This window comes from Cytobacillus oceanisediminis, from assembly GCF_003182355.1.
Classification (GTDB): domain Bacteria; phylum Bacillota; class Bacilli; order Bacillales; family Cytobacillaceae; genus Cytobacillus; species Cytobacillus oceanisediminis_A.
Window position 1 is genome coordinate 64,558 of sequence record NZ_QGTW01000008.1, and the last position, 11,911, is coordinate 76,468.

An 11,911-nucleotide genomic window follows, 5' to 3' on the forward strand; every position below is an offset into this window, starting at 1 on the left:
TTCCTCCTGTTCTGAAACCCTAGACATACGCTTCCATTAGTTTATATCATTAATGTTATTTTTTCCAAAACCCTGATTATTATTTTCCCAATATTGGATTCTCTTTTCACTTAATAGTTCAGAAACCGTTCCAATTTGGAGATTCTTCTGCTTTAGTCCCATAATTAATTGATTCAGTGATTTTTCAGTTGAATCAGTTGGATGCATTAAAATTAAAGCGCCATTATGGACCTTGCTTAAAACCCGATTGATTAACTGCTCTGGAGATGGCTTTTTCCAATCTACCGTATCGACTGTCCACATAACCGTCCCGAGGTTCTCTTGTGCTGCGATTTTGACAATTTCGTCTCTATAGCTGCCGCTCGGCGGGGCAAACCAAGTAATCGGCTTGCGCGTTTTTTCAGCCATTGTCGCTTCAATCACATCGTTGGTCTTCTGAATTTCTTCCCTCGCTTTTGCAGAAGAAATCACTTTCATATCCGGATGAGTATATGAGTGATTGCCAACTTCATGGCCTGCGTCCATGATCAATCTGGCAAGCTCTGGATTATTCTTTACCCATCTTCCCTCCAGGAAGAAACTCGCAGATACATTATGTTTTTTCAAAGTGGCAAGCATTCCCGATAAATATTCATTTCCCCATGCAACATTAATAATGAAACTGACCATCGGTTTATCAGGATGGCCTTTATATACAGGGGCCGGGGGAAGATCGCTTAACTTTACTTTTGGTTCCACCTGTTTAAAAACAAGCTTTTCTTCGTTAAACTTTTTCCCTGCCTTCATTTTTTTATAGGAAGCCTCAACATCAACCGCTATTCCATTATAACCTGGTATGGCTTTCCAGACGGGATCTATTTTTGCATCCTGGGCAGGTATGCTGTATTCAGCTGCTTTTGCCTCTATTTCATCATAAAGGGAGTCCTTAGGCTTTGATACAGCCACTGCCCCCGAATCCTCTTTCAATCCTGCAACGTATTGATCTGTAAGCGGATTATTGACAAACACTAATGCAATAACAAACATGATAGCAATATGGATAAACTTCCTCATTCTGCATGCCTCCTTCAATTCATATTATGATTTGAAGGGACAAGGTAGAACGAAAGGGTTTCGTAAAGATATGTAATAGGCAGCCGAAGCCTCAAGAATTTAAATATGTAAAAAGCCAGGGTTTCCCCTGGCTCTATAGGAAGTTAAGCCAATTCAAACTAACAGCTTCCTGTATTATTGCTGAGCTTTTTCCTTTTGCTCGCGCTGTTCACGCAATACCGCTTTGCGGGAAAGGTTTACGCGGCCCTGCTTATCAATTTCAGTTACTTTTACAAGAAGTTCGTCGCCAATGGATACCACGTCTTCCACTTTTCCAACGCGCTCTTCAGCAAGCTCGGAAATGTGGACAAGCCCGTCTTTACCAGAGAAGATCTCAACAAATGCACCGAATTTTTCAATGCGTTTTACCTTGCCAAGGTACATTTGTCCAACTTCAACTTCACGAACAATGTCTTCAATAATTTTCTTTGCTTTTTGGTTCATTGCTTCATCTACAGATGAAATGAACACTGTTCCATCCTGCTCGATATCGATTTTAACGCCTGTTTCTTCGATGATCTTATTAATTTGCTTACCGCTTGGCCCAATAACATCACGAATCTTATCAGGGTTGATTGACATCATTAGAATCTTAGGAGCATATTCAGAAAGCTCTTTTCTCGGCTGTTCAATCGTGCTCAGCATGGAGTCAAGAATCTGCATGCGGCCTTTCTTCGCCTGCTGCAGTGCTTCCTCAAGGATTTCACGGGATAAGCCCTCAATTTTAATATCCATTTGAAGGGCAGTTACACCCTTGGAAGTCCCCGCAACTTTGAAGTCCATGTCGCCAAGATGGTCTTCCATGCCCTGGATATCAGTTAAAATGGAGTAATGCTCACCAGATTTAATAAGTCCCATTGCAATACCGGCAACTGGGGCCTTAATCGGAACACCAGCATCCATCATCGCTAAAGTACTTGCACAGATACTTGCCTGGGATGTTGAACCGTTTGATTCCAATACTTCCGAAACAAGGCGGATTGTATATGGGAAGTCTTTCTCAGAAGGAATAATCGGCTCCAACGCACGCTCGCCCAGAGCACCATGACCGATTTCACGGCGGCCCGGTCCTCTAATAGGCCCTGTTTCACCCACACTGAAGTTAGGGAAGTTATAATGGTGCATAAATCTCTTTTCTTCTTCAATTCCCAAACCATCCAGAATCTGAACGTCTCCAAGTGCACCCAATGTACAAATGCTCAGCGCCTGGGTTTGTCCACGCGTAAATAATCCTGAGCCATGGGTACGAGGAAGCAAGTCAACTTCAGAAGACAGCGGGCGGATTACATCCAGGCCGCGGCCGTCAGGGCGTACTTTATCTTCTGTTATTAAACGACGCACTTCTGCTTTGACAATTTTATCAAGTATTTGCTTGATTTGCTTAAGCTTATCGTCATCCGCTTCTTCTGCTTCATATTTAGCTGTAATTTCTTCTTTTACAGCTTTTATGGCAGCTTCACGAGCATGTTTTTCCTGTACTTGAATTGCAGCAATCATATCCTTCTCACAGATGCCGCGCACTTCAGCCTCGAGATCCTGGTCAACCTGGTATAAAACCACTTCCATTTTCTCTTTGCCAATTTCAGCTGCTATCTCTTCCTGGAAGGCAATCAGGCGCTTAATTTCTTCATGCCCGAACATGATGGCTTCAAGCATTATCTCTTCAGGTACTTCTTCAGCGCCAGCTTCAACCATGTTGATCGCATCCTTTGTTCCGGCTACAACAAGGCTTATGTCGCTCTTTTCTGCCTGGTCCACAGATGGGTTGATGATGAACTCGCCATCAATCCGGCCGATACTTACACCGGCAATCGGTCCTCCGAATGGTATATCAGAGACGCACAGCGCCAATGACGAACCAAACATTGCAGCCATTTCGGATGAACAGTTTTGGTCCACACTCATTACCATGCTGACTACTTGTACATCATTTCTGAATCCGTCAGCAAATAATGGTCTAATCGGCCTGTCAATTAAGCGGCTTGCCAATATAGCTTTCTCACTTGGACGGCCCTCTCTCTTGATGAAACCGCCTGGGATCTTACCTACAGCATATAAACGTTCCTCGTAATTAACTGTCAGTGGAAAGAAATCCAGGTTTTTCGGTTCTTTTGATGCTGTAGCTGTACTAAGAACTACAGTATCTCCATAGCGCACTAAAGCCGCTCCGTTAGCCTGCTTAGCCAGCTGGCCAATTTCAACGGTCAATTTGCGCCCAGCCCAGTCAAGGCTGTAGACATGTTTATCTTGTCCCATATTTTTACCCCTCTCTACATTTCACTTGAAGACCGGCGTCTCATCTGCCTGGTCTATTCAATCATTATTTATCCTGCATTGGCTTCCAGTAATCCTGCAAAAGCACTTGAAGTCTTGGTACTGGCGTTACCTGCCAATACTCCTGGCTGAAGTATACCTGCAGCAGATTTAGTTTTTTATATAGAAAAGCAATAAATGCTCTTAAATCATAATTAAAATATGCATATTATAGTATGCACAGTTTTTCCGTCCGCTAAAATAAGAATAGATTATGTATGTACAAAAAGAAAAGCGTAAGGCCCCCGCTTATCGTGGACAAGTCCCTCGAGCCGATGCCCTCCTCCTAAAAGCTACCGCTTTTAGTCGTGCGCAGGAAATTCTGTCGAAGCCCTACTTGAGAAGCTAGACAGTTCTTGTAAAAAGCATATGATTTGGAACAAAATTCAACTTTTTAAAGCTAATAAAAAAGCGGGAAAAAATCCCGCTTCTGTTGATTATCGACGTAAGCCAAGCTTATTGATTAACTCACGGTAACGCGCAACATCTTTGTTACGAAGGTAAGTCAATAGATTACGACGCTTACCAACCATTTTCAAAAGACCGCGACGTGAATGGTGGTCTTTCTTATGAGTACGTAAATGGTCGTTCAAATTGTTGATTTCTTCAGTAAGGACAGCGATTTGAACTTCTGGAGATCCAGTATCGCTTTCATGAGTTTTGAACTCATTGATTAGCTCATTTTTACGTTCTTTAGTGATTGCCATCCGGTTCACCTCCTAATTTTTCAATCCCCTGTTACTGAGCAAGCGTCGGTGACTCGACTTGCCAAGCAAAGGTTCATTTGGTACGTTACTAAGAATACAACTTTTTGTGACAAAAAGCAAGGCTAAACCCTGTTTTTCTCAAAATATTGCAGTGCCTGCTGTTTATCTTTTCCGATTTGTCCGATCAATTCCTGAACACCTGAAAATTTTTGCTCGCTTCTCAGATGTCTATGCCATTCAACGGTAACTTTCCGGCCATAAATATCTTCAGAGAAATCAAATATATGGACTTCTACCGAAGGCTTGTCCGCTTTTTCTTTATTGAAAGTGGGTTTATAGCCAACATTACATACACCCTCATGCCATTTGCCGTCCGTTAAAAGCCTTACGGAATATACCCCGACCGGCGGAATAATATATTCATCAAAAAGGTCGATATTCGCGGTTGGAAAACCGATTGTCCGCCCTCTTTTATCGCCATGGACGACAAATCCTGAAGTTGTATAATGCCTCCCCAAAAGCTCTGGAAGTTCTTCTGTTTTCCCTTCCCGGATGTATTTTCGTATAAGCGTGGAGCTTATTTTTTCATCTCTATTGGAAAGCTTTTCAATAACAGAATATTCGAATTGGCCTCTTGAATGAAACAAAAGTGTTTCCATTGTACCGCGGCCCATGCGGCCATATGAATAATCAAAGCCTGCAACCACATGTTTTGCATTAAGGGCAATCAAATATTGATCCACGAACTCCTGCGGCAAAAGATTTGCAAATTCTCTTGTAAAATGGACGACAAATAAATAGTCGACGCCAAGATCTGCCATAATGCTGATTTTATCCTGGAGAGGCGTAATATATTCTACATGCTGAACGCTTTTTCCCAATACCACTGAAGGATGGGGATCAAATGTCATAACCGCACTTTTTAAACCTTTTTGACCGGCAATTGCTTTTGCTTGGAGAATGACTTTTTGGTGTCCGCGATGCACTCCATCAAAATATCCAAGTGCTATTGCCATCTCAGGCATGTTATTCTTTTCTATATTATGGGGATGTTGAATATGAATTACTTCCATACTTTCATTTCACCTTTTCTCTACAGAGCCTAGACCTTTAAGAATGCCCAAAAAGACCCTCTTTTTGAACAAGGACTTTATATATCATTTCTTAACACTTTTACTGGCTTCATCAAACCCGGTTTCCGGGAGTGATGTTCATATATAGCTAACACCAAGCCGCCAAGGGTTTCAATGGCTATTGGACCTTTGGTGTCAAGCAAATGATCAGGGATAGTTAATACAGCCCCATTTTTTACTTTCTCTGCTACTTTATCACTTATTTGAAATTTCGGCAAATGAGAAAGCGCGGCTTCCATAGGCCGGAGAATCTCGGTAAAAGTTCCTTTCTCCATCCGATCTTCAATCTCTTCAAATGTAAGGCAATCTTCCAGTGTAAGAGCTGCAGACTGAATTCTTACAAGCTCTGACATATGTGCCGGGTAACCAAGCTCACTACCAATCATGACAGCGAGTGTCCGGATGTATGTCCCTTTGCTGCAGGCTACCCGGAATCGGAAGGTGATGTTCTCACCTGTGAAAACAGCTCTGTCATCCAAAAGTTCAATCGAATAAATATGGACTTGCCTTGAGGGCCTTTCCACTTCAATTCCCTGTCTTGCATATTCATATAGCCGTTTGCCATTCACTTTAACAGCTGAAAACATTGGCGGAGTCTGTGTAATTTCACCGGTCAGACTCTTCAATACTGCCAGTATTTGCTCTCGGGTAATTGGTGCATTTACATCTTTCCGCTCCACCACTTCACCGGATGCATCTTCCGTTGTAGTGGAAAAGCCAATCGTTACTTCACCTTCATAGGACTTCCCTGCATCTGTTATGTACTCTGCCACCTTCGTTGCCCTCCCAAGACAAATAGGAAGAACTCCAGTTACATCCGGATCGAGTGTACCAGTATGGCCGATTTTTTTCATCCTTAAAATCTTGCGCAGCCTGAAGACACAATCATGGGATGTCATGCCTTTTGGTTTAAAAAGCGGTAAAATTCCTTCCATATTATGTACCACCTTATTTAATGTTTAAATATGTTAAACTTGCCTGTTGCTTTCAGCTCAAGAAGCTCAGCAAAAACCGCGCGAAGAAAATGCGAATGCATTTCGAGGATTCCGCATCTTCCGCCTATTTCATAGTGCCAAAATAACAACGGGCTTTAACATAGCCTAATGTTTAGAAAAAAATGGATAGACAAATGTCTATCCATTAAAATTATTCTTCATCTTTAGCGGAATCTTCGTCTTTGGAACGGCCTTCATCCTGAATCTGATGAAGCAATGATTCAATACGGTTACCGTAGTCAATGGATTCATCAAATTCAAACAGGATTTCCGGTGTTTTTCGGAGCCGGATTCTCTGTCCGATTTCAGATCGGATAAATCCTTTTGCTTTAGCCAGTCCGCGAAGTGTATTTTCTCTCTGCTCCTCATCACCCAAAACAGAGATAAACACAGTTGCCTGCTGGAGGTCACCGGTAACTTGAACATCTGTTACTGTAACAAATCCAACCCGCGGATCCTTTATTTTCCGGCCGATGATTTCGCCCAGTTCTTTTTTCATTTGTTCTCCAACTCGATTTGCTCTAAGGCTCATTTCTATTTCACCTCTTCTTAAAGCCACTCTAAATCAGTAATTGTCCGTTCAATTTCGGGGAACGAATCAATCATTTTCAGCGCATTTTGCAGCTCATGTTCCGTTGAAACCTGGGTGGACGAGACAGCCACAATGGCAATTTTGGTTCTTTGCCATAGATCCTGGTAATCCACCTCTGATACAGAAACATTATATCTTTGCTTCAAGCGGGTGATTATCCGCTGCAAAACAGCCCGCTTTTCTTTTAATGAGTGTGTGTCATAAATAATACATTCACAGGCAGCAAGGCCAATTACCATTAACGTTCCACTTCCTGCATAATATATGCTTCGATAACGTCGCCTTCTTTTACGTCATTGAAGTTTTTAATGGTAATACCGCATTCATAGCCCTGTGCTACTTCTTTGGCGTCATCTTTGAAACGCTTCAGCGCATCAACTTCCCCTTCAAAGATAACAACGCCGTCACGAATCAGGCGGATTCCGCTGTCACGCGTAATTTTTCCATCCGTAACATAGGAACCGGCAATTGTACCGATTTTGGAAACTTTGAAAGTCTGGCGGACTTCAGCTTGCCCGATAATTTTTTCTTCAAACTCAGGATCAAGCATACCCTGCATTGCCAATTCAATTTCCTCAATAACTTTATAAATAATGCGGTGCAAGCGGATATCAACATCTTCTGCTTCTGCTGCACGTTTCGCATTATTGTCAGGGCGAACATTAAATCCGATTACGATAGCGTTGAAGGCTGCTGCCAATGTAATATCGGATTCATTGATGGCACCTACACCCGTATGAAGGATACGTACATTTACACCTTCTACGTCAATTTTATGAAGGGCAGCAGTTAAAGCTTCAGCTGAACCTTGAACATCGGCTTTTACTACGATGTTTAGGTCTTTCATTTCCCCTTGTTTCATATGTTCAAACAAGTTATCAAGACTTACGCGGGTTTTTTCGTTGCGCTGAGCCTGCAAAGCCTGTGATGCACGTGCTTCACCAACTTGGCGGGCTGTCTTTTCATCATCAAGAACAACAAAGCGGTCTCCAGCCTGCGGTACATCATTTAGACCCGTTATTTCTACAGGTGTTGACGGTCCCGCAGTTTTAACTCGGCGGCCAAGATCATTCACCATTGCACGAACACGGCCGAATGTATTTCCAACAACGATCGGATCCCCTACCTTCAATGTACCGTTCTGCACAAGAAGTGTAGCGACTGAACCGCGGCCTTTATCTAGCTGTGCTTCGATAACTGTACCAACTGCATTGCGGTCCGGGTTTGCTTTGTATTCTTCCACTTCACCGACAAGCAAAATCATTTCAAGAAGTTCGTCAATTCCTTCGCCCTTAATAGCTGAAATCGGAACAAAGATTGTATCTCCGCCCCAAGCTTCAGGAACAAGGCCATGCTCAGTTAGTTCCTGCATAACTCGATCCGGATTTGCACCTTCTTTATCCATTTTGTTAACAGCCACAATAATTGGCACCTCTGCTGCTTTTGCATGGTTGATTGCTTCAACTGTCTGAGGCATTACACCATCATCGGCTGCAACAACCAGAATCGTGATATCTGTGATTTTCGCACCGCGCGCACGCATTGTTGTAAATGCAGCATGTCCTGGTGTATCAAGGAATGTAATCTTTTTCCCGTTTTCTTCAACCTGGTAAGCCCCGATATGCTGAGTGATACCTCCGGCTTCACCCGCAGTAACCTTCGTATTGCGGATGGAGTCTAGCAATGTTGTTTTACCATGGTCAACGTGGCCCATGATTGTAACAACAGATGGACGTTCAATTAATTCCGCATCTTGATCTTCTGTGAAGTATACTTCAAGATCAGTTGTATCAACTAATACTTCTTCTTCTACTTCAACGCCGTATTCACCAGCAATCAATTCGATGGCATCTTTGTCAAGGTCCTGATTAATGGTTGCCATAACACCAAGCATGAAGAGCTTTTTAATAATTTCAGAAGGTTCGCGGTGCAACTTCTTTGCAAGTTCCGCTACTGTCAGTGATTCGCTGAAAGTAATTTTTGAAGGAAGCTCCTTCACTTTCTTAGGAGCAGGGGCTGCCTGTGTCTGCTGCTGTTGCTTGCCTTTGTTGTTTTTGTTCTTATTATTGTTTCTATTATTATTTCTGTTGTTATTATTGTTTCTATTATTGTTGTTATTGCCTCGGTTATTGCCGGAGAAGCTTTTGGACTGGCTGCCCTGTCCCTGGCTTTTGCCTTCACCTGATTTATTTTGAGGCCTTCCTTTTTGGCCTGATGAATTTTTATCATCAGTCTTGTTGGAAGCCGGTTTTGGACTCCCCTGTGGTTTTTGCTGGTTTTGAGGCTGCTGGCCTGCTTTTTTGCTGAAGATGCCGTCAAGCTTTTGTACTGCATCCGGCTCTATTGTTGTCATATGATTTGAAACCTCAATATTCATGTCTTTTAATTTAGTAATAACATCCTTGCTTGAAATGTTATGTTTTTTCGCATATTCATAAACGCGCATTTTACTCATACTTTCACCCCCGCTAGTATTAATCGAGCAACGTTAACAGCTTTTTTGCAAATCCGGCATCTAATACTGCCACAACAACGCGGGCTTCTTTCCCTATAGCTTGGCCGAGCATTTCCCGGTTTTCTATAAGCTTATAAGGGACCCCGTATGATTTACATTTATCTGTAACCTTTTTTGCCGTATTTGCGGATGCATCTGCAGACAGCAAAACAAGCTTTGCTTTGCCGTTTCTGATATCTTTAACAGCAAGCTCTTCTCCCGAAGTAATTTTCCGTGCCCGATTGGCTAAGCCAAGCAATGACATCCATTTATTTGAGTTCATTTGGATTGCCGTTTCTCCTTCTCTATTAACTCCAAAAGTTCTTCATAAATAGATTCATCTATGGAAACTTCTAATTGATTGGCTAAGATATTCTTCTTTTTGGCTAGTAACACTGCTTCCTTTTCTTTGGAAAGATAAGCGCCGCGCCCTGATTTTTTCCCGGTCGGGTCTACAGAAACTTCTCCTTCTTTGGAGCGAACGATGCGAACGAGTTCTTTTTTCGGTCTCATTTCACCGGTGGCGACACATTTTCGCAAAGGAACTTTTTTACGGCTGTTCACAATCATCCACCTCTTTCCCTATTCTTTCTCCTCTAAGTCATCCTGAAAAGCGAAGTCTGCATCACTATCATACTCTTCGTTTTCATACTCATCATTGTCAAAGTTCAACAAAGTCTCTTCACGCGGATAGATACCGGATTCGCGAGCCTCTGTTTCTGATTTGATGTCAATCTTCCAGCCTGTAAGCTTAGCCGCCAGTCTGGCATTTTGGCCGCGCTTGCCGATTGCTAATGAAAGCTGGTAGTCAGGTACGACAACAGTTGTCGCTTTGTCATTTTCATTCACAATGACATCAAGCACTTTTGAAGGGCTCAGCGCATTAGCAACGAATACGACAGGATCCGAAGACCATTTAACAATATCGATTTTTTCGCCCTTTAGCTCGTTTACAACCGCCTGGACACGTGTTCCCTTAGGCCCTACACATGAGCCTACCGGATCCACTTCTTCATTATCGGAATGAACAGAGATTTTGGAACGGTCTCCGGCTTCACGGGCAACAGATTTGATTTCTACAGTTCCATCATAGATTTCAGGAACTTCAATTTCAAATAATCTTTTTAGCAGTCCAGGATGTGTTCTGCTTACAAAGATTTGCGGTCCCTTAGTTGTCTTTTCAACTTTTGTGATAAAGACCTTAATGCGGTCATGGGGCTTGTAGTGCTCATTCGGCATTTGTTCATTCGCAGGAAGGATCGCTTCAATCTTGCCAAGGCTCACATAGATGAACTTAGGATCTGTACGCTGCACAATTCCCGTCATGATATCTTCTTCACGGTCGATAAATTCAGAATAAATGATGCCTCTTTCCGCTTCACGGACACGCTGTGTAACGACCTGCTTGGCAGTCTGGGCAGCAATTCGCCCAAAATCCTTAGGTGTTACTTCCATTTCTACAACATCTTCCACCTGGTAGTTAGGATTGATTTTTTGAGCGTCTTCCACAGAGATTTCAAGACGCGGATCAAACACCTCGTCTACAACTTCTTTGCGGGCAAATACTCTCATTGTTCCATTTCCAAGGTTTAAATCGATGCGCACATTTTGCGCCTGGTTAAAGTTTCTGCGGTAGGCTGACACCAGCGCCGCTTCAATTGCTTCGATAATCACATCGCGAGAAATGCCTTTTTCTTTCTCAAGCAATGTCAGAGCATCCAAAAGTTCACTGCTCATGAGATTTATATCCCCCTTTTTTCTCTTTTAAAATGATCAGGAATAGCGAAGTCCCAATATGCCGAATAGCAAATTAGCTTAATTATGGCCTCTGTTAAGCTTGGCTGTTGAATTCCGCTGAATGCACTCAGCGAACCGCGGACGGTCCGTCGCTCCTCGGTGATTCAAATCTGCGGGGTCTCCCGCTGATACGCTTCTCCCGCAGGACTTTGAATAAGCATCCTTGAACAAACACCACGCGAAGGAAATGCGAATGCATTTTCGAGGATCTTGTGCCCTTCCGCTCAAATAAACGGGTGCTAAAATCAACAACTAGCTTTTACACACCTTATTAATAAGCAAGCCCGCAATAGGCCGCATTAAAAAACAACGGCCAAACGGGCATTGGCTACCTTCTCATAAGGAATTTCCACATTTTTCTTTCTGGTTTTGATTTTAACTTCCACCGTAACGGTCTCGCCATCAAATTGTGTTAAAACACCTTCGAACGTCTTTTCTCCATCAATCGGCTCGTATGTTTTAATGAAAACATTTTTGCCGACTGCTTTTACAAAATCTCTGTCTTTTTTTAGAGGGCGTTCAGCTCCCGGCGATGAAACTTCCAAGAAATAGTTGTAAGGAATCGGATCTGCGGCATCAAGTTTTTCACTTAATTTTTCACTTACCAGCCCGCATTCCTCAATATCAACACCAGTTTCTTTATCAATAAATACGCGAAGGAACCAGTCTTTCCCTTCTTTTACATATTCAATGTCGACTAATTCTAAATTAAGCTCATCCACTATAGGGGTGACTAATTCTTCTACCGTTTCAGTCACTTTGCTCATTCATTTCCCTCCTTTAACTTG

The 11,911-nt window shown here is 42.7% G+C and carries 12 protein-coding genes; all 12 read right to left on the reverse strand.

All coding sequences use genetic code 11. The annotated features are described in order from the left end of the window. Window positions 1-36 precede the first annotated feature (36 nt). A complete protein-coding gene (locus DFO73_RS15520; protein WP_110065645.1) occupies window positions 37-1,053 on the reverse strand; it encodes a polysaccharide deacetylase family protein in 1,017 nt (338 codons plus the stop codon). 174 nt (window positions 1,054-1,227) lie between these two features. Further along, on the reverse strand, window positions 1,228-3,348 hold the full coding sequence (gene pnp / locus DFO73_RS15525) for a polyribonucleotide nucleotidyltransferase (RefSeq protein ID WP_110065646.1): 2,121 nt from the start codon (window positions 3,346-3,348) through the stop codon (window positions 1,228-1,230). Between the two features lie 494 nt (window positions 3,349-3,842). Continuing rightward, window positions 3,843-4,112, reverse strand: a complete 270-nt coding sequence (rpsO, locus tag DFO73_RS15530; protein ID WP_009330698.1) for a 30S ribosomal protein S15 — start codon at window positions 4,110-4,112, stop codon at window positions 3,843-3,845. Between the two features lie 122 nt (window positions 4,113-4,234). Beyond that, window positions 4,235-5,185: a bifunctional riboflavin kinase/FAD synthetase gene (ribF, locus tag DFO73_RS15535; RefSeq protein ID WP_110065647.1), complete on the reverse strand. Its 951-nt coding sequence runs from the start codon at window positions 5,183-5,185 to the stop codon at window positions 4,235-4,237. Between the two features lie 77 nt (window positions 5,186-5,262). Beyond that, entirely contained in the window at window positions 5,263-6,180 is a 918-nt protein-coding gene (gene truB / locus DFO73_RS15540; protein WP_110065648.1) for a tRNA pseudouridine(55) synthase TruB, read from the reverse strand. Between the two features lie 211 nt (window positions 6,181-6,391). Next, the gene (gene rbfA / locus DFO73_RS15545; RefSeq protein WP_110065649.1) at window positions 6,392-6,772 is read right to left on the reverse strand and encodes a 30S ribosome-binding factor RbfA; all 381 of its coding nucleotides are present in this window, start codon (window positions 6,770-6,772) and stop codon (window positions 6,392-6,394) included. A gap of 17 nt (window positions 6,773-6,789) precedes the next feature. Next, window positions 6,790-7,071: a DUF503 domain-containing protein gene (locus DFO73_RS15550; protein ID WP_110065650.1), complete on the reverse strand. Its 282-nt coding sequence runs from the start codon at window positions 7,069-7,071 to the stop codon at window positions 6,790-6,792. Continuing rightward, a complete protein-coding gene (gene infB, locus DFO73_RS15555; RefSeq protein ID WP_110065651.1) occupies window positions 7,071-9,287 on the reverse strand; it encodes a translation initiation factor IF-2 in 2,217 nt (738 codons plus the stop codon). The genes DFO73_RS15550 and infB overlap by 1 nt, the downstream gene beginning before the upstream one ends. 19 nt (window positions 9,288-9,306) lie before the next feature. Then, window positions 9,307-9,609: a YlxQ family RNA-binding protein gene (locus DFO73_RS15560; RefSeq protein ID WP_110065652.1), complete on the reverse strand. Its 303-nt coding sequence runs from the start codon at window positions 9,607-9,609 to the stop codon at window positions 9,307-9,309. Then, window positions 9,606-9,890: an RNase P modulator RnpM gene (gene rnpM, locus DFO73_RS15565; protein WP_110065653.1), complete on the reverse strand. Its 285-nt coding sequence runs from the start codon at window positions 9,888-9,890 to the stop codon at window positions 9,606-9,608. Before rnpM ends, DFO73_RS15560 begins: the two co-directional genes overlap by 4 nt. Before the next feature lie 18 nt (window positions 9,891-9,908). Next, entirely contained in the window at window positions 9,909-11,063 is a 1,155-nt protein-coding gene (gene nusA, locus DFO73_RS15570) for a transcription termination factor NusA (RefSeq protein ID WP_110065654.1), read from the reverse strand. A gap of 359 nt (window positions 11,064-11,422) precedes the next feature. Beyond that, complete coding sequence (gene rimP, locus DFO73_RS15575; RefSeq protein ID WP_110065655.1) at window positions 11,423-11,890, reverse strand: ribosome maturation factor RimP; 468 nt, start codon at window positions 11,888-11,890, stop codon at window positions 11,423-11,425. Between the last annotated feature and the right edge of the window lie 21 nt (window positions 11,891-11,911).